The sequence below is a fragment of the Bacillus sp. FSL K6-2971 genome (genome assembly GCF_038006405.1).
Lineage (GTDB): Bacteria > Bacillota > Bacilli > Bacillales > Bacillaceae > Bacillus > Bacillus pumilus.
Genome location: NZ_JBBOVD010000001.1, coordinates 2166138 through 2182292, shown reverse-complemented (window position 1 = coordinate 2182292; position 16155 = coordinate 2166138). Strand labels below are relative to the sequence as shown.

Below are 16155 nucleotides of genomic sequence, written 5' to 3'. Positions count from 1 at the left end.
TTTTCATGCAGCAGGAATGTTCACACAATAGAAGAGAATGCAGAAGAATATCGACGCACTTCCGCCGAGCACAAAGCTGTGCCAAATCGCATGATGATAAGGGATTTTACGCCAAATATAAAAGATGGTTCCGACCGAATACAAAAGACCGCCTAATAGTAAGAGGCCAAATCCTGCGCCCGTTAATTGAATGTAAAGTGGTTTAATGGCAATGATAATCATCCAGCCCATTAATAAATAAACGAGGGTGGACACAATGATAAACCGTTTGACGAAAAAGATTTTAAAGACAATCCCGCCAGCAGCAAGAGCCCATACAATCGCAAGAAGCGTATAGCCGAGTGCGCCTTTTAATGGTCCTAGTAAAAAGGGCGTATAGGTACCAGCAATCAATACATAAATAGCCGAGTGGTCGAGGATTTCAAATACATCTTTTGTTTTTTTGTGCCGAATGCTATGAAGCAAGGTCGAGCTTAAATAAAGCAGCAACATGGACGCGCCAAATATCGAAAAGCTGATGATCTCTGTGACAGTGCCGTATTGAACAGCGAATAACACGAGAAAAACAATGGCTGGTATGGATAAAATAACGCCAATGCCATGTGTAATGGCGTTGGCAATTTCTTCTTTTACAGTAAACAATGGATGTCCTCCTTTTATTGAACCGGTATATAACCATCAAGTGACTTCAGGAATGAAAGACCTTCAAGTGTAATCTTCGTGCCGGCCCTGCCTTTTCCTTTCGTCACGTATGCTTTTTTCTCAAGATCATCTAATCGGCTCCTCACCTGCTGAGGGGTCAGCGGAATGTCGCCTTGTTTGCTTAATTCAGATAAGATGCGTCTGCTGGCTGCTTCACCTTTCTCATTGAGAGATTTAATGGCTTCTAGCAGGAAAACAAACTCTTGTTTTTCCATTAGTGTGAGCTGATGATCTTCCTTTTTTCCTTTTACCTCCGGCGAAAGAGGGGTTAACACAAAAGGCGGCAGGTGGTGTAAAAATACCGTTTGCCCCTCGAGAATGACTGCAGCATAATGAACGATATTTTTGAGTTCCTGTACGTTTCCTTCAAACGGATACTCCTGCAAGGTTTCCCAAACACTTGGATCAATATCAGGCGCCATGCTCAGCTCCTGAAAGAAAGCAGTTGTTAACACAGGAATGTCAGTTTTTCGATCTGCTAATGAAGGTAAAGGCAAATGGAAAACATTTAAGCGATAAAACAGCTCAGGTAAAAAGGTAGATGAAACCCTCAATGCCTCTATTGATAAAGACGAAGTGGTAATGATTTTTGTTGCAGGAGAGATTTCCAGAAAACGAATGACCTGATGCTGCATAGGAATACTTAATGCGGCGATTTCGTCTAAATAAAGGATTTGACGGGTCTTTTCCGTGAAGGCTTTCTGCAAGGTATCTTCATCTAAAATGGGGCAATATAGATGTTTCAGTGAAGCGTTTAGAGCCGATGCATGAGCAATTTCATGGGCAAATCGTGTTTTGCCTGTGCCAATGTCTCCTGTGATCAAGACCGGCTGCTCGTGCTTTGTGAATTGCTTTGCCAGGTGAATGGCACGCTTCATTTCTTGATGTTCTCCATATATAGACGTAAACGAATGTGTGGTCATCGGGTGGTTCCTTTCTTTATGGTTCTTATTGGTTCAATTGTAACACCCAATAAAACCAAATGTACAGAAAAACGAAAAAGTTTATGAAATTTATACTTGATCCATGATCTATCGGTTTATTTTTTGAATATTCATGTTATAATGACAAATTAAATAAGGTTAAAGAGAAAGGATCTTGTACATGAAACCGTTGCTCAAAGAAAACACGCTAATTCAAGTGAAAGATATTTTAAAGGCCCATCAAAATTTGAAGGATGTTGTCATTCATACACCTCTTCAAAAAAATGAGCGACTTTCTGAACGATATGAATGTAATGTCTACTTAAAAAGAGAGGATCTGCAAGTAGTTCGTTCCTTTAAATTAAGAGGCGCTTTTAATAAAATGAGTCAGCTTCCAAAAAATAAACTAGAAAACGGCATTGTCTGCGCAAGTGCAGGAAATCACGCACAAGGTGTTGCCTATTCTTGTAAATATCTAGGCATCCACGGGAAAATCTTTATGCCTGCTACGACACCAAGACAAAAAGTATCTCAAGTGGAGCTTTTCGGCAAAGAATATGTTGAAATTATCTTAACCGGAGATACGTTTGATGATTCATATCATGAAGCAGTTAAATGCGGAGATGAAGAGAAGCGCGAGTTTATCCATCCGTTTGATGATTTGGATGTGATGGCAGGACAAGGAACGACTGCTGTAGAAATATTAAATGATATCGAAGTGGAGCCTCACTTTTTATTTGCAAGTGTTGGAGGTGGAGGTCTGTTATCTGGAGTTGGTACATATATCAAAAATATCGCCCCAGAAACCGAAATCATTGCCGTCGAACCGCTTGGCGCAGCTTCACTCCATGCTTCCCATGAAAAGGGCAAGGTTGTGACACTTGATTCCATTGATAAGTTTGTAGACGGAGCAGCGGTTCAGCGGATTGGCGAAAAGACGTTTACATCGCTACAGTCTGTTGTCGATAAAATTAGTCTTGTACCTGAAGGAAAAGTATGTACAACCATTTTAGAGCTTTATAATCAATGTGCGATTGTAGCAGAGCCGGCAGGCGCACTTCCGATCGCTGCGCTGGATGCCCATCGCGAGGAGATTAAAGGGAAAAATGTTGTCTGTATTGTCAGTGGAGGAAATAATGATATTGGCAGAATGCAGGAAATCAAAGAACGGTCGATGATCTATGAAGGGCTTCAACATTATTTCATTGTCAATTTTCCGCAAAGAGCAGGTGCACTTCGAGAATTTTTAGATGAAGTATTAGGGCCAAATGATGATATCTCCCGCTTTGAATATACGAAAAAGAATAACCGAAGCAAAGGACCCGCGCTTGTTGGCATCGAATTGAAAGAAAGAGATGACTATGCGGCGCTCATTGAACGGATGAATAAAAAAGGATTCCATTATGTTGAAGTGAATAAAGATCAAGATTTATTCCACCTATTTATTTAGGCGTAACAGAACATTGGAAAAGAGGATTGATCGTTTGTGCTGCTCAAAACAATATGTTTTAGACGGATGGATGGAGCTCAGATCAAGGTAACAGAAGTTCCTGTACTAAAGGGAGATGAGCCGTATCGTTTCATGCTCACCTTTAGACTTGAAGCTTTCTTGAAAAAAGTCTATGTATCTAAAGGAAAGAGAGCTGTGTACTCTTTCAGAGAGGATGTGAAACGTAACGTCAAGTGGAGCACATATGAGCAGATCTATCAGGAGCCTACACTGAAACACAATGCGTAAAAAGGAATCTTTGTCAAAGGGAGTGAGCGGCTGTTTTAAAATGGCTGCTGCTCAGCTTGGCAAGGATTTTTTTCATGAAAAGAAGAAAATGTGACAATTTCCAAAACGTCATGACAGTTGTTTTCAAGTAAGCACGAAATAAGGTAATATCATAAGTAAAGACTAAGACAGCAAGGATGAGACGATAGTGAAACAAATTAAAATTGTAACAGATTCAACTGTGGACCTTCCGCAAGAAAAAATCAATGATCTTTCCATTCACGTGATTCCGCTCAATATCTCCATTTCTGGGGTTGATTATATTGACCGAGTAAATATACAGCCAGATGAATTTATTGAAAAAATGGAGGCTGCTGAGGAATTGCCGAAAACGTCTCAACCTGCGATCGGTCAATTCGTCGAATTATATGAAAGGCTGACGGCAGATGGAAGCGAAGTCATTAGTATCCATTTAACGGGTGGGATGAGTGGTACGGTTCAAACTGCTGAAAGCGCTTCGAAAATGGTAGACGGAAACATCACGGTGATTGATTCAAACTTTATTTCATATGGATTAGGGTTTCAAGTCACCAAAGCAGCTGAACTTGCACAAAATGGTGCAAGCCGTGAAGACATCATCAAAGAAATGGATAAAATCCGACTTGGAACAAAGCTATTTGTCACAATTGATACATTAGAAAATCTCGTGAAAGGTGGAAGAATTGGAAGAGGGAAGGCGCTGATCGGCTCACTTCTACACATCAAACCAATTGCCAGCTTAACAGACGGGGTATACACGCCAGAAGCGAATGTGCGAAGCTATTCTGCTCTTGTCCGCTATTTAACCAAACAGTATGTACAGGCGGTGAAAGGAAAAACAGTTCAAGCCATTGGGATAGCGCATGCAGATGCATTAGAACTCGCTGAAAAGCTTAAATCAGCGCTGCTTGATCATACACCTGAAGCACCTGTTGACATCGCCTACACAACACCGATTATTTCGTGTCACACTGGAAAAGGCGCAATAGGCTTTACTTTTTATACCGATTGACTTGAAAAAGGGGATGGACGTACCATGCTTAAAAAAAGGGGAGCCTCACTTGGTGCGCTTATTATCATAAGCGTGCTTCTTTTAGTCTCATGTTCAAATGGACAAATCAAAGATGCGTTAAATTATCAAATACAGCCGTTTGAATATGAAAATCAGGATGGACAAAAGGTGTCATTGGATGATTTGAAGGGGAAAGTATGGGTGGCAGATTTTATTTTCACAAGCTGTGAAACGATCTGTCCGCCGATGACTGCGCATATGACAGAGCTGCAAAAACGGTTAAAAGAAGAAAAATTGGATGCGCATATCATTTCCTTTAGCGTGGACCCGGAGGTAGATTCACCGAAAAAGCTAAAAGAATTTGCAAAAGCATATCCTTTATCCTTTAAAAATTGGGATTTCCTCACTGGCTATTCACAGTCTGCGATCGAAAAATTCGCAATGAAAAGCTTTAAAACCATTGTGAAGAAACCTGAAGATGAAGACCAAGTGATCCATCAGTCATTGTTTTTCCTAGTTGATCAAGAAGGGAAAGTGATGAAAAATTATGATGGTGTACAAAACACACCATATGATGACATCATCAAGGACATCAAAACGCTGATCCGAAGCTAGCATAAAGATGTTCAAATGAGCAAAAACATGATACACTTTTTTAATCAGAAAAAGGAGGGACATCATCGTTTGATGGCTCGTTTGATTTTGATTGTGATGTCTCTAGCTTTTGTTCTTTCTGCATGTTCCGCGCAAGAGGCTGGCATAAAGGATAAACTAGAAGACACACAAGACGTAAAAGAACATATTACCATCGCAGCGGTTGGAGATTCTTTAACAGAAGGAATCGGAGATCAACAAAAAAAAGGATATGCAGGCATGACTCGTGACAAGTTAGAAGCGGTGGACGGCGTGCAATCTGTCACATTAAAAAACTATGCCATTAAAGGCAGTAGAACGGTAGATTTATTAAAAAGATTAAAAGAAAAAAAGGTGCAAGACGGCCTGAAAGATGCTGACTATATTTTCTTTACGATCGGCGGCAATGACTTAATGCATGTCGTTCGTCAAAATGTGCTCAATTTGACGTTTGCTCCTTTTCAAAAAGAGCAGGGGCCTTTTGAGGAGCGCTTTAAAACCATTCTTGCTCAACTGAGAGAACATAATGACCATGCGAAGATCATGTATGTAAGCATGTATAATCCTTTTAAATTCAGTCTCACTGAGCTAAGAGATATTGATGAAGTCGTCAAAGACTGGAATGCCGTCGCCAAAAAAGAACTGAAAAAAGACGGCAACGCTGATATGATCAATGTGGCCGATTTATTTGAAGAAGATTCTGATGAAAAATTACTGGCAGATGATGATTTCCACCCAAACCAAAAGGGGTACTCTCTTATGGCAAATCGTTTATTCTCCAAAGTGAAAAAAGAAGGACTGCCGAAGGAATAGGGTGAACGTATGAAAAAGTGGAAAAGCTTATTTTTTATTTTACTTGCAATCAATCTATTGATTGTACTTGCCTGCGGTATTTTGATGTTGCTACCAGGCGGTCAATCCGCTTCAACTAAAGAATTGAAAAGCGAGTATTCTTTTGATATATCTAGCTCAAAGGAATCACTCACTAGCTTTATCAATGATTACTTGAAAAATCAAGGGTCTAGTGATATGCCAGACTTTCATGTGGCAATCGATCAAGATGTGAAAGTAACAGGCGCCATTAAAGCTTTCTCTTCGACGATTGATGCAAACGTCTCATTTACGCCAACTGTCGAAGATAATGGTGATGTGCTTTTGAAAGTGGATGGCCTTTCAATTGGACAATTGAGCATTCCGATTAGTTTTGTTCTAAGCTACATGGGTCAGTTCTATGAACTGCCAGAATTCGTTCATGTGAAACCGGATCAAAAAACGGTTGAAGTGCGCCTTTCAGAAATGCCGCTGACGAATGATATGTATGTAAAAGCAAACAAAATTGATCTACAGAACGATGAAATTGAGTTCTCATATTATCATCCAAAGCAATAGAAAGTGAGTCAGGAGTGAAATCATGAAGCGAGTCTATCAATATTTTAGTTTACTGTCGTTTTTATTTGCTGCGTATTTTGGCATGACAGCTGCCACTGATTTAAGAGCAGAAAATATCGATCAGTTTTACTTAAATATTGCCTATTGTGCATTATTTCTAGGTATCATGATTCTTGCTTTTGATTTTCAAAAGCAAGAAAAAGCTGAAGATGTCTCGTAAAGAGCCTTTCCTTTATGGAAAAGGCTCTTTTTTATATTTGCTGAGACAAGACCACCTTCGCCATAAGCTCTGGCTCTCCATTAGCAAATCCATGAAGCAGAATGAGGTATGCGCGATTGGCTTGCAGATGAACTTTTGGGATATCAAGCAGTATACTTTGAGTGCCGGCGGCTTTCAATTCAAAATGATATTTATTCGGGGAGAAATGATGAATGTGAGTGCTGTTTACATAGTGAAGCTCCTTAGCTAACACCCCTTGATCACGTTCATATATATCAATGGAAGGAAGGTCTGGAGAAAGGTGGACAAATGTAAGGGCTGACAGATCCTCATGTTGAATCAGAGGGTCTTGCCGCTCTGTCAGCAGCGCAAAACCTGCATGCGCACCTGTGATACATAGGGTATAAATCTCGTCACGTTTAATCATCATACGAGAATGAAGAACTCTTTGTTTTGTAGCTAGCTTGAACACTTCTATCTCATACATCCCCTCATCCCACTCCATATAAGCTGTTAACTGGCTGTAAGGCATTTTTTTCAAAACCTCATTCCGGTTCACATAAACAGCGAGCTCACTAAGATCTGGGGCAGCGTGAAAGAGCCGAACAAAGGCTTTGGATGAAGGGCTGCTTTGAGGGTGCTCGAAGCCCGCAGCGAGTGGACGGTATGGATGGTTATGATAAAAGAGCTGCTGCATGTATCAATCCCTACTTTCTTATGCGATGGTGTTTTTTGTAGCGTATGCATGAAAAAGACGATCTGTATAGGCAAAAGAAGCATAGAAAAAAGCCTGACGTTTTCCGTCAGGCCCGCATGTTAAGAAGGAGAAGAATATTGATGATATTCAGCTAGCTTAATGAACGTTTTTTCATCCTCAATGAGACCACAAACACCGCACTGGACCTTTATTTGAGGACCTTGATAGCTCATGTGAAAAGGAGAAAGCTGCTCTCCATCGTATCTTTCGACAACTTCTCCGGTCGCAGGGTCCAGCTTCACAGGTTCTGAAAGCTGCTCAATCAGATTAAAGCGCGTTCTGTTCGTTTTACAGTTTGGACAAAGATAAGGGCTTGTCATGGTTCATTCCACCTCTTTTTATCCGTAGCATGTCCAATGCGCTAAATTCTATGCTTAATCCTTTTGACTTTTATCCAGCTTTTTAAATAATTTAATCATTGTTTTTAGTTCCTCGTCGTCGAATGACTCAAATCGCTCCATAAAGTATTCTGTTTTCTTTTTCTCAAAATGCTCAGTAATTTCCTTACCCTTATCGGTTAAGTGGATTTTAATGATGCGGCGATCCTCTTTAGAACGGATACGGGTGATCCAGCCTTTTTCTACGAGTGTGTCGGTCACAGCTGTGATATGGCTTGCTGACACCCCTAGAATGGACGCAAATTCCGTTACTTTTTTTGCACCTTGCTCACGAAGCAGATTTAAAATAAGAAATTCATTCCGAGATAATTCGTTTTCGAGCAGGCTGTTAATCTCATAACGGATCTGCTTAAATACGGTTCTCAGTAAAGTATCCATTTCATACATCATTTTTTTTCTTTGTTCCAATCATCAAACCCCCATTATATTGTAAAATACGACAAAATGTTTTCTTATATTTTAGGTATACAAGTCGTATCATTTTCATTATTTTTCATCATGTTATAATATGATGATACCATTTTTTAAATGAAGGGGGCACTAATATGTCTGAAAAACAAGAATTAGCCACATTTGCAGGAGGCTGCTTCTGGTGTATGGTTAAACCTTTTGATGAACAGCCGGGCATTATCAAAGTTGAATCAGGGTATACTGGCGGACATACAGTGAATCCGACCTATGAAGAAGTATGTACAAATACAACGGGACATAGAGAAGCGGTTCAAATCACGTTTGATCCAGACGTTTTCCCGTATGAAAAGCTATTAGAACTGTATTGGCAGCAAATAGACCCAACAGATGATGGCGGGCAATTTGGTGATAGAGGAGAGTCCTACCGCACAGGTATTTATGTTCATCATGACGAGCAGAGAAAGCTTGCAGAGGCATCGAAAGAGAAACTGAACGAAAGCGGCACTTTCCAAAAGCCAATTGTGACAGAAATTTTAGATGTTGCTCCTTTTTATCCCGCAGAGGAATATCATCAGCATTATTATAAAAAGAACAAAATGCACTACGAACGATATCATGTCGGTTCTGGCAGAGCGGGTTTTATTGAGTCCCATTGGAGTGATAAATCATGACAAACGATAAAGAAAAACGACTAAAAGAATTAAACCGAATGCAGTACGAAGTCACACAAAATAATGGCACTGAGCCGCCATTTCAAAATGAATTCTGGGATCATAAAGAAGAAGGCATTTATGTAGATATCATTTCAGGCAAGCCGCTTTTTTCTTCTTTAGATAAGTTTGATGCCCATTGCGGCTGGCCGAGTTTTACAAAGCCGCTTGAAGATGAGGAAGTAGCGGAGAAGGTGGATAAGAGCCATGGGATGGTGCGGACAGAGGTGCGCAGCAAGACAGCAGATTCTCATCTAGGGCATGTCTTTCCTGATGGACCAGGAACAAATGGTCTTCGGTATTGTATTAACTCAGCCGCTTTGAAGTTTATCCCAAAAGATGATCTTGAAAAAGAAGGCTATGGGGATTTGAAACATCTATTTAATTGATCTATTGAAAAATCGTCACATGGAAAGCATCTGCTTCCGTGTGACGATTTTTTATTTTTTATGATGCGTGTGATGTAATTGTTCAATGATGCGGAATAGCTTTTCTTTTGTAATGAGAGGCGCTTCATTGGATGTGTAATTAGTTAAGTCGACTTTTTGAAAGTCAGCGTGCAGTTTTGGTCGTGGTAAAATGGCATAAAATTGTTCATGCTCAAATAGTGCATCTGCTTCGTGCGGAAATGTAAGCTCTTCGTGAAGCTTTTCTCCAGGTCTTTTCCCGACAACGAGAACTTCCGGAGATGTGACATTGATTTGAGTAGCATATTCATGAAACGCTTTTAAGAGATCAGCAAGCTGTAATGACTCCATCTTGAGAATGAACGTTTCGCCGCCTTTCATCATGATGGCTGCTTGAAGTGTGAGGGAGACAGCCTCTTCGATGGACATAAAAAAACGTGTCATATGAGGATCAGTTACGGTCAAAGGTTTTTCATTTAACAACTGCTGAAGCATGATGGGAATGACGGAACCTCTTGAGCCAAGCACATTGCCAAAACGCACAGAGCAAAACATTGTTTTTTGGTTCGCAATACTTTCGTTTGCTTGGAAAAATAGTTTTTCTGAAATCAATTTTGTTGCACCCATGGCATTTGTCGGAGAAACTGCTTTGTCAGTGGAGATGTTGACAACATGACTGACTTCATGTTCAATTGCGGCTTCAATGATGTGCTGCCCGCCGATAATATTTGTTTGTACGGCTTCAAACGGATTGTCTTCACAAGTGGGTACTTGTTTTAAGGCGGCTGCATGGAAGATGATATCAACGCCTTTGACGAGCTGTCTCACGCGGCTTGCATCTCGTACATCGCCTAAAGCGAAGGCAACTTCTGGGTGATCCCCATACTCATTTTTCATCATGTATTGTTTGCTGTCATCTTTGCTAAAGACGATAATCTTCTTTGGAGAGCATGATGTTAATTTTTTTACAATTTGACGGCCGATCGAACCTGTACCACCTGTGACTAATATCGTTTTGTCACGAAAAAAAGCCTTCAAACTCGTTTCTATTTTTTTGGACATATCTAATCCCCCAACTCTCATTTCTCTACTTTGCATCATATGTGAAAGAGTGGTATCCGTTTGAGGAAAAGAACCACTTTCTATCTAAATTAGGTGAACACATTATAACCATCTGCTTGACGTTTTAATAGAATATGGAGAGATAAGAGAATAAGTAGAAAAATGAGAGACCTGAACACTTCAGTACTGCGATCAGCTCGGAAGATAATGAAGAGAGCTGTGCGCGAGGGGAGAAGGGAATACATGTATAGGGGAAATCGTATTTTAGCCTTGATACCAGCTTTTAGAAGCAGGCGCGATCAGCATGATGAACACATTCGCGTATTGGCGGAGCGGCCGCTCATCTATTGGACCATTCAGCCGTTACTGCAAATGATTGAGTTAGACGAAATCATCGTCTCTACAGAGGATGTCAATACACAAATCATTTCTTCTCACTACGGGGCTCGTGTGATTGAACTGCCAGACAGTCATGTAACAGAACAAACATCATCACTCATAGCGGTGAAACACGCGCTTGCTTATTTAGAGCGTGAGGGGAAGACCTTTGATATTGTTCTATATTTGCATCCTTCGTCTCCTTTAAGAGAGCCGGAAGATATTGAGAAATGCTTGCAGCTTCTAGTAGAAGGGAGCTATGACTGCATGGCATCTTTTACAGAGGCGCTAGAAAACCCAAATGAAACATGGACACTGCATGAGAATAATGAAGCCACTTTATATAAGGACAATCATTACTTTTTCATGCCAAAGCATGAGCAGCCATATACGTATGGTCGTTTAAATGGAGCAGTGTATGCTTTTCATGTTCCATATGCAAAAGAATGCATTCATTCCTTTTTAGAGGGATCTGTTGGAGCGTATATCATGGATCCCGAAAAATCACTCGTGGTGAAACAGGAGGAAGACCTTGAGAAAGCGGAGAAAGTCTTATTGGCTCGCCGAGATGCGGAGGGTTATGTATAAGATGAATTTCAACGAGAAAAGCGCCCAGTCATAGGGCGCTTTTTACGATTTCATAAAGTCTGTGTGGAAATGACTCAAATGTATTCCAGGAAACGACTTGTTCGTAATTGTTTCGTGCGATTGCTTTTCTTTTCTCAGCATTTGATCCATAATATTCAACCTGTTCCAGCAAATCGTCCTCATCTTTATAAAAAGCGAAGCTTGAAAAAATTTGAGGTGGTTGTAGATCCGTCAATTGAAAGCTTCCAGCTGCAGCGATATCAAACGCTCTATTGTTCAGGCTTACATTTTGAATCATGGCTTTGTTTTTGTTATAGGCAAATTGAGCCGGTCTGTGCGGATTAAGAACAATCGCTGATTGCAGATAGATGTCCGCCATTTGTTGAGGGCTTAGCCAATTGGTCATTAATGTGAGATCTCGATCATGCCTTCGTGACTTATTTAAATGACGATGCCATTCCTTACCTGCAACGAGAATCCGCCATTTTTTCTGTTGTAAGAGTGTATCAATGGCTTTCATGCGATTGGGATAAGGGTAGCCAATGAGTGTAATGTCATAGCTGCACATCTCTTCAGGCGATTCGTTTTTTTGAAAAATACTTGTATTTGTCGGAATGGGAAAGTAGTAGGCGTCAACTATGCCCAATTGCTTGTAAAATGGCAAAGCTCCTTCATCAATTGTTAATATGAGCCGCGCATCACGCGTGCAAGCAGCTGACACATCTGTATAAAAAGGATCTTCTGTCATCCACAAAACGATCGGGATCTTTTCTTGTTTGAATTGATGAAGCACTTCGCTCGGAACATGATCACCGATCATCATCAAAACAAAATCCGGAGAAAATGTCCGGATTTTGTGCATGTGAGCGGGTAGAGTTTCTCGGTCGATCTTTACACATGAAAAGGGGGAATCAATGAAGCTCTCTTCTACCCATTGATCAAACATGTGATAGATTCCGCCGTAGCCAGAGCTGATATAAAGAAGCTTCATGATGACCCTCTCACATTAAGATGTGAACGTAACACTTTCAACTTTATCTACATCTAATAAAGTCGTTGCAGAGCCTGTTGGTGTAACTGAGCTTTCTTGTGTAACAAATACAACACCCGTTAAAGCATTGAATGCTACGAATTGAACTGGCCCGATTAAATCTCCTGAGTCAGTGACAATGCTAATGACGGTTCCTGGTGCAAGTCTTGCAAAAATCCATCTTGCTGGCTGAGATACATCGAGTGTTGTAGCAGAATCTGAAGGTGATGCCTCGGCTGCCACTTCACTTAATAAATCATTTAATTTTTCTTCCATTTGTACTCCTCCTTCTTCAAGATTAACTGTTAATGTACGAGTAAGCGGTTTGAAAAACACTTTCAATAGTTCTTTTTTTAATTCGGCACGCTTGTCGCTCATTTTTTTCCCATCCTTTCTTCATCAATTCAAACTCACCCCTATGTATATGCCGTTCATTTTTTTTGGTATAAGCAGAGCGCTGATTCCTTGTTCTTTTTATCATTTAATCACTTCACACATTTTTAAAAATGTTTTCAAATGCTGAGGCTAAATGAAGTGAATCTCATACTCTAGTAAAGATTAAATGCGAAGAGAGAGGGATTATGAATGGAATTTGATCAATTATTAAATGGTTGGAACGAAGAATTACTAGAAACAGAAGGAGTACTTGAAGTCATCTTGATTTTACTTCTTCTTCGTCTTTTAGAAGAAAGTGAGGAAGAGAGTGTGTCAGATATTAAAGAATTACTTCGTCCGTGGCTTGAACTTGGCATTCCAGTGCCACGCGTTCATTTAGTCAATGGAGATGTCCTTCAAAACGTAGTTGTTGTGCAGCTCTTTGATACAGTAGCGGTCTTTAAAAACGCGACAAATCAGCTGAGAGTGAATGTACCTTACGTGAACATCGTCAGCTGGGGGGCTTTTTAATCTAACTAAAAAGGATAATGATCATGAAAGTATCGGTGATTTTAACAAGCTACAATAAACCTGATTTCATTGATCGTGTGCTAAAGAGTATGGTGGAACAAACGTATTCGAATTGGGAGCTTCTGATTATGGATGATGGCTCAGAACAAGGCACCATCCAAAAGATCCAGCCCTATTTAGACGATGAGCGCATTCATCTGTATTCACGCACGGTTCATCCTGCAAAACGGCTGTTAACCGTACGGTATGCGACGCTTATTAATGAAGCGCTAACCCGTATAACAGGTGAGCTCATTTGTTATTTAACAGATGATACTGTGTATCATCAAGATCGTTTGCAGAAAATGGTGGATGTTTTTCAGTCGAAGCCTCATATCGATATCGTGTATTCCTCGCAGCGGGTCGTGCATGTTAATAAGCAATTAGTAGAGACGATGAGTTTTGTGCGTGAAGCAGACCAAATATTGGAGCATGCGTCCTTTCAAGTGGACCATTGTTCGGTCATGCACAGAAGGCGTTTGCTTCCGCTCATTCATGAAAAATACGAACAATATTGGGCTGATGAGCCTAAATACTGGCATCATGCAGATTCTGTTTTTTGGATGAGGCTAAATGATTTTGCTGCTTTTTTTCCATTAAGAGATGTACTTGATACAACGTATAAAACGCCTCATTCCTTTCATCATTTGTTTTCGAGTATGCCGTATGATCTCATTGACGGAACGGTGATTGAAAAGGAAGGGGGTTACTACCAAATCGCAGGCGGGAATCTTCATGAAATTGAAAGGTGCTGGGTGAACGAAAAAAACAGGCGTGCCATTCGGGTTCCGTCGTTATGTGCAATGAAATATGAGATGAAAGACATGCTGGTAGTACCTAATTATACAGTTGTCACGGCAGATCATGGGAAAACGTTTTATTATATTGAAGGTCAGAAAAAAAGGCGGTTTGCTTCAAAGCGTGACGTGCAATATTTTCAGTTTCATCCTAAGGATATCTATACGATTTCAAATGAACGGCTTCAGATGTATGAAGAGGGCGGCATGATTCAAGTGTCACCAGTATTTAATCCGCCAAACAGGCGGCTCTTTAAATGGAAACAAGATGTCTATTTACTGATGCATCATACTTTTTGCCGTATTGACCCTGGGGTTGTAAAGCGATTTGCTTTTTATCATCAGCCAATTAATTTATACCCTTCCCAATTTACGTTATTCGAGGAAGGAAAGTCGATCGTGCCGCTGTATATGGAATCGCTGCAAGAATTCGATATGTCTCTTTTTCAAACATCAGGGCGAAAGCACTCCTCATAAGAGGGGTGCTTTTTTGACGCTATTGACAAAAAAAGCAGGAAGTTGCAAGGAAAAAGCGAAACATGAAAGGACAGGAGAACGTGTGATGAAGATGATCAAGCCGCTGAAAATCCGGCAATAGATGCCGGTTTTTCGGCACTGAAAGTGAGGGGGAAAGAATGGGGAAGATTGTCGAAAGAGCGGACTGGTTTGAATTAATTTTAGAAGCCATTGATGAAGCCATCCATGTTGTAGATGATCAAGGAATGACGATCTTTTACAATCATAATGCCGCTAAGTTTGACTGTTTACAAAAAGAAGAGGTGATTGGCAAGTACATCCTTGATGTGTATCCCTCTTTAACAGAAAAAACAAGTACACTCATGCATGTTTTGAGAACAGGGAAGCCCATTTATCATTCACTGCAAACCTATTTGAATAAAAACGGCGAAAGAATTGAGACCGTCAACACGACATTGCCTATTATTGAAGAGAGCCAGTTAATAGGTGCGGTCGAAGTCGCAAAAGATGTATCGAAGCTGTCAGCCCTTTCAAATCGTTTAGATCAAAAAAAACGATTACACGATGCGGCTGGGGCTGAACAAATGCATGATTTTTCTTCATTTTTAACAAATGATCCACTCTTAAAAGAAATGCTTGAAAAGGCAAAAAAAGCTGCTGCCTATCCGTCATCAGTTGTTGTCTACGGGGAAACAGGGACAGGGAAAGAAGTGCTCGTTCAAGCCATCGTTCATGAATCTGACCGGAAAAATCAAGTGTTCATTCCGCAAAACTGTGCAGCACTCCCAGAATCGCTACTTGAGAGCCTATTATTCGGATCTGTCAAAGGGAGCTATACAGGCGCAATTGATCGCAAGGGGCTCTTTGAATTGGCTGATGGAGGCACGCTTTTTCTTGATGAACTGCAAGCGATGCCACTCACGCTGCAGACGAAATTATTACGTGTGTTAGAAGATGGCGTGGTGCGCCGCATTGGGGATGCAAAAGCGATTCAAGTAGATGTAAGACTCATTACTGCACTCAATATGGACCCATTTGAAGCGGTGAAAAAGCAAATTTTAAGAGAAGACTTATTTTATAGACTGCATGTATCATCTTTTCAAATCCCGCCGCTTCGTGAGAGAAAGCAAGACATCCCGCTGCTTTCCCGCCATTTCATTCAAACCTATCATCAGCAGTTTTCAAAAAACGTCAAACGCCTTTCTGAAGAAACAAAGCAATTGTTTATGGCTCACCACTGGCCAGGAAACGTTCGAGAATTAAAACATACCATTGAGCATGCCGTATTGATGATACCAAAGGAAGCGGAAGACATCACACCTTCATACCTTCCTGCTCATTTACGTACGCAGAATCTTGAGGAGGAAACACTCGATGCCTCCTTAAAAAGTCAGGTTTCTTCATTTGAACAAACACTTATTCAAGAAGCTTTAAACAAGCATCATGGCAATATTAAAAAAACCGCCGCCGCTTTAAAAATCCCTCGACAAACACTGCAATATAAACTGAAGAAATATGCAGATGCCGAAATATAGGCATCACCATCCATTGAATACCACG

General features: G+C 40.6%; 21 protein-coding genes. 13 read left to right on the top strand and 8 right to left on the bottom strand.

The annotated features are described in order from the left end of the window. Positions 1-3: 3 nt before the first annotated feature. Together trhA and MHI33_RS11255 are read right to left on the bottom strand one after the other, a co-directional pair. A complete protein-coding gene (gene trhA / locus MHI33_RS11260; protein ID WP_044141175.1) occupies positions 4-642 on the bottom strand; it encodes a PAQR family membrane homeostasis protein TrhA in 639 nt (212 codons plus the stop codon). A gap of 14 nt (positions 643-656) precedes the next feature. Next, positions 657-1625: a sigma 54-interacting transcriptional regulator gene (locus tag MHI33_RS11255; protein ID WP_340911258.1), complete on the bottom strand. Its 969-nt coding sequence runs from the start codon at positions 1623-1625 to the stop codon at positions 657-659. Positions 1626-1806: 181 nt separating this feature from the next. Here MHI33_RS11255 and ilvA point away from each other — a divergent pair, with 181 nt between their 5' ends. From ilvA to ypmT, 7 genes are all read left to right on the top strand, one after another. Beyond that, positions 1807-3075 carry a threonine ammonia-lyase IlvA gene (gene ilvA, locus MHI33_RS11250; RefSeq protein ID WP_065098427.1) on the top strand — a complete coding sequence of 423 codons (1269 nt, stop codon included), beginning with the start codon at positions 1807-1809 and terminating at the stop codon, positions 3073-3075. 36 nt (positions 3076-3111) lie between these two features. Continuing rightward, a complete protein-coding gene (locus MHI33_RS11245) occupies positions 3112-3363 on the top strand; it encodes a YpmP family protein (protein WP_003215729.1) in 252 nt (83 codons plus the stop codon). 187 nt (positions 3364-3550) lie between these two features. Continuing rightward, a complete protein-coding gene (locus tag MHI33_RS11240) occupies positions 3551-4393 on the top strand; it encodes a DegV family protein (protein ID WP_003215944.1) in 843 nt (280 codons plus the stop codon). Between the two features lie 24 nt (positions 4394-4417). After that, complete coding sequence (locus tag MHI33_RS11235; RefSeq protein ID WP_340911255.1) at positions 4418-5008, top strand: SCO family protein; 591 nt, start codon at positions 4418-4420, stop codon at positions 5006-5008. Between the two features lie 69 nt (positions 5009-5077). Beyond that, a complete protein-coding gene (locus MHI33_RS11230) occupies positions 5078-5839 on the top strand; it encodes an SGNH/GDSL hydrolase family protein (RefSeq protein WP_340911252.1) in 762 nt (253 codons plus the stop codon). 9 nt (positions 5840-5848) lie between these two features. After that, on the top strand, positions 5849-6415 hold the full coding sequence (locus tag MHI33_RS11225) for a YpmS family protein (protein ID WP_113768492.1): 567 nt from the start codon (positions 5849-5851) through the stop codon (positions 6413-6415). 22 nt (positions 6416-6437) lie between these two features. Continuing rightward, on the top strand, positions 6438-6635 hold the full coding sequence (gene ypmT, locus MHI33_RS11220) for a protein YpmT (protein WP_044141182.1): 198 nt from the start codon (positions 6438-6440) through the stop codon (positions 6633-6635). Between the two features lie 31 nt (positions 6636-6666). Here the strand turns inward: ypmT and MHI33_RS11215 are convergent, their stop codons facing one another. From MHI33_RS11215 to MHI33_RS11205, 3 genes are all read right to left on the bottom strand, one after another. After that, positions 6667-7332: a DUF4397 domain-containing protein gene (locus MHI33_RS11215; protein ID WP_065098208.1), complete on the bottom strand. Its 666-nt coding sequence runs from the start codon at positions 7330-7332 to the stop codon at positions 6667-6669. A gap of 119 nt (positions 7333-7451) precedes the next feature. Further along, positions 7452-7712, bottom strand: a complete 261-nt coding sequence (locus MHI33_RS11210; RefSeq protein ID WP_044141184.1) for a hypothetical protein — start codon at positions 7710-7712, stop codon at positions 7452-7454. Between the two features lie 54 nt (positions 7713-7766). Beyond that, the gene (locus MHI33_RS11205; protein ID WP_370339267.1) at positions 7767-8180 is read right to left on the bottom strand and encodes a MarR family transcriptional regulator; all 414 of its coding nucleotides are present in this window, start codon (positions 8178-8180) and stop codon (positions 7767-7769) included. Positions 8181-8335: 155 nt separating this feature from the next. Between MHI33_RS11205 and msrA the strand changes: the two genes are divergently transcribed. Together msrA and msrB are read left to right on the top strand one after the other, a co-directional pair. Then, complete coding sequence (msrA, locus tag MHI33_RS11200) at positions 8336-8872, top strand: peptide-methionine (S)-S-oxide reductase MsrA (RefSeq protein ID WP_340911245.1); 537 nt, start codon at positions 8336-8338, stop codon at positions 8870-8872. Next, a complete protein-coding gene (gene msrB, locus MHI33_RS11195) occupies positions 8869-9300 on the top strand; it encodes a peptide-methionine (R)-S-oxide reductase MsrB (protein WP_340911242.1) in 432 nt (143 codons plus the stop codon). The genes msrA and msrB overlap by 4 nt, the downstream gene beginning before the upstream one ends. Before the next feature lie 51 nt (positions 9301-9351). On the opposite strand, the gene MHI33_RS11190 is transcribed toward msrB, so the two are convergent. Next, positions 9352-10380 carry an SDR family NAD(P)-dependent oxidoreductase gene (locus MHI33_RS11190; RefSeq protein WP_113768491.1) on the bottom strand — a complete coding sequence of 343 codons (1029 nt, stop codon included), beginning with the start codon at positions 10378-10380 and terminating at the stop codon, positions 9352-9354. A gap of 243 nt (positions 10381-10623) precedes the next feature. Here MHI33_RS11190 and MHI33_RS11185 point away from each other — a divergent pair, with 243 nt between their 5' ends. Next, positions 10624-11346 (top strand): acylneuraminate cytidylyltransferase family protein, encoded by a 723-nt coding sequence (locus tag MHI33_RS11185; RefSeq protein ID WP_113768490.1) that lies wholly within the window; start codon positions 10624-10626, stop codon positions 11344-11346. Positions 11347-11374: 28 nt separating this feature from the next. Here MHI33_RS11185 and MHI33_RS11180 read toward each other — a convergent pair whose 3' ends face one another. Then, entirely contained in the window at positions 11375-12337 is a 963-nt protein-coding gene (locus MHI33_RS11180; RefSeq protein WP_340911236.1) for a CgeB family protein, read from the bottom strand. A gap of 15 nt (positions 12338-12352) precedes the next feature. Then, complete coding sequence (locus MHI33_RS11175; RefSeq protein ID WP_065098203.1) at positions 12353-12754, bottom strand: hypothetical protein; 402 nt, start codon at positions 12752-12754, stop codon at positions 12353-12355. A 207-nt stretch (positions 12755-12961) separates the two neighbouring features. Here MHI33_RS11175 and cgeC point away from each other — a divergent pair, with 207 nt between their 5' ends. The 3 genes from cgeC to MHI33_RS11160 all read left to right on the top strand — a co-directional run bounded on the left by cgeC (position 12962) and on the right by MHI33_RS11160 (position 16130). Next, positions 12962-13282 carry a spore maturation protein CgeC gene (gene cgeC, locus MHI33_RS11170; RefSeq protein WP_065098202.1) on the top strand — a complete coding sequence of 107 codons (321 nt, stop codon included), beginning with the start codon at positions 12962-12964 and terminating at the stop codon, positions 13280-13282. Positions 13283-13299: 17 nt separating this feature from the next. Continuing rightward, positions 13300-14595 carry a glycosyltransferase family A protein gene (locus tag MHI33_RS11165; RefSeq protein WP_340911233.1) on the top strand — a complete coding sequence of 432 codons (1296 nt, stop codon included), beginning with the start codon at positions 13300-13302 and terminating at the stop codon, positions 14593-14595. A gap of 158 nt (positions 14596-14753) precedes the next feature. Further along, a complete protein-coding gene (locus tag MHI33_RS11160; RefSeq protein WP_340911230.1) occupies positions 14754-16130 on the top strand; it encodes a sigma-54 interaction domain-containing protein in 1377 nt (458 codons plus the stop codon). The last annotated feature ends 25 nt before the right edge of the window (positions 16131-16155 follow it).

What these genes read in the sequence shown, in the direction of transcription:
- MHI33_RS11190 (WP_113768491.1), bottom strand. Translation starts at nt 10,380, where the DNA reads ATGTCCAAAAAAATAGAAACGAGTTTGAAGGCTTTTTTTCGTGACAAA.
- MHI33_RS11215 (WP_065098208.1), bottom strand. Translation starts at nt 7,332, where the DNA reads ATGCAGCAGCTCTTTTATCATAACCATCCATACCGTCCACTCGCTGCG.
- ypmT (WP_044141182.1), top strand. Translation starts at nt 6,438, where the DNA reads ATGAAGCGAGTCTATCAATATTTTAGTTTACTGTCGTTTTTATTTGCT.
- MHI33_RS11255 (WP_340911258.1), bottom strand. Translation starts at nt 1,625, where the DNA reads ATGACCACACATTCGTTTACGTCTATATATGGAGAACATCAAGAAATG.
- MHI33_RS11235 (WP_340911255.1), top strand. Translation starts at nt 4,418, where the DNA reads ATGCTTAAAAAAAGGGGAGCCTCACTTGGTGCGCTTATTATCATAAGC.
- MHI33_RS11210 (WP_044141184.1), bottom strand. Translation starts at nt 7,712, where the DNA reads ATGACAAGCCCTTATCTTTGTCCAAACTGTAAAACGAACAGAACGCGC.
- MHI33_RS11160 (WP_340911230.1), top strand. Translation starts at nt 14,754, where the DNA reads ATGGGGAAGATTGTCGAAAGAGCGGACTGGTTTGAATTAATTTTAGAA.
- msrA (WP_340911245.1), top strand. Translation starts at nt 8,336, where the DNA reads ATGTCTGAAAAACAAGAATTAGCCACATTTGCAGGAGGCTGCTTCTGG.
- MHI33_RS11165 (WP_340911233.1), top strand. Translation starts at nt 13,300, where the DNA reads ATGATCATGAAAGTATCGGTGATTTTAACAAGCTACAATAAACCTGAT.
- MHI33_RS11180 (WP_340911236.1), bottom strand. Translation starts at nt 12,337, where the DNA reads ATGAAGCTTCTTTATATCAGCTCTGGCTACGGCGGAATCTATCACATG.
- MHI33_RS11185 (WP_113768490.1), top strand. Translation starts at nt 10,624, where the DNA reads ATGTATAGGGGAAATCGTATTTTAGCCTTGATACCAGCTTTTAGAAGC.
- MHI33_RS11225 (WP_113768492.1), top strand. Translation starts at nt 5,849, where the DNA reads ATGAAAAAGTGGAAAAGCTTATTTTTTATTTTACTTGCAATCAATCTA.
- cgeC (WP_065098202.1), top strand. Translation starts at nt 12,962, where the DNA reads ATGGAATTTGATCAATTATTAAATGGTTGGAACGAAGAATTACTAGAA.
- msrB (WP_340911242.1), top strand. Translation starts at nt 8,869, where the DNA reads ATGACAAACGATAAAGAAAAACGACTAAAAGAATTAAACCGAATGCAG.
- ilvA (WP_065098427.1), top strand. Translation starts at nt 1,807, where the DNA reads ATGAAACCGTTGCTCAAAGAAAACACGCTAATTCAAGTGAAAGATATT.
- MHI33_RS11175 (WP_065098203.1), bottom strand. Translation starts at nt 12,754, where the DNA reads ATGAGCGACAAGCGTGCCGAATTAAAAAAAGAACTATTGAAAGTGTTT.
- MHI33_RS11205 (WP_370339267.1), bottom strand. Translation starts at nt 8,180, where the DNA reads ATGATGTATGAAATGGATACTTTACTGAGAACCGTATTTAAGCAGATC.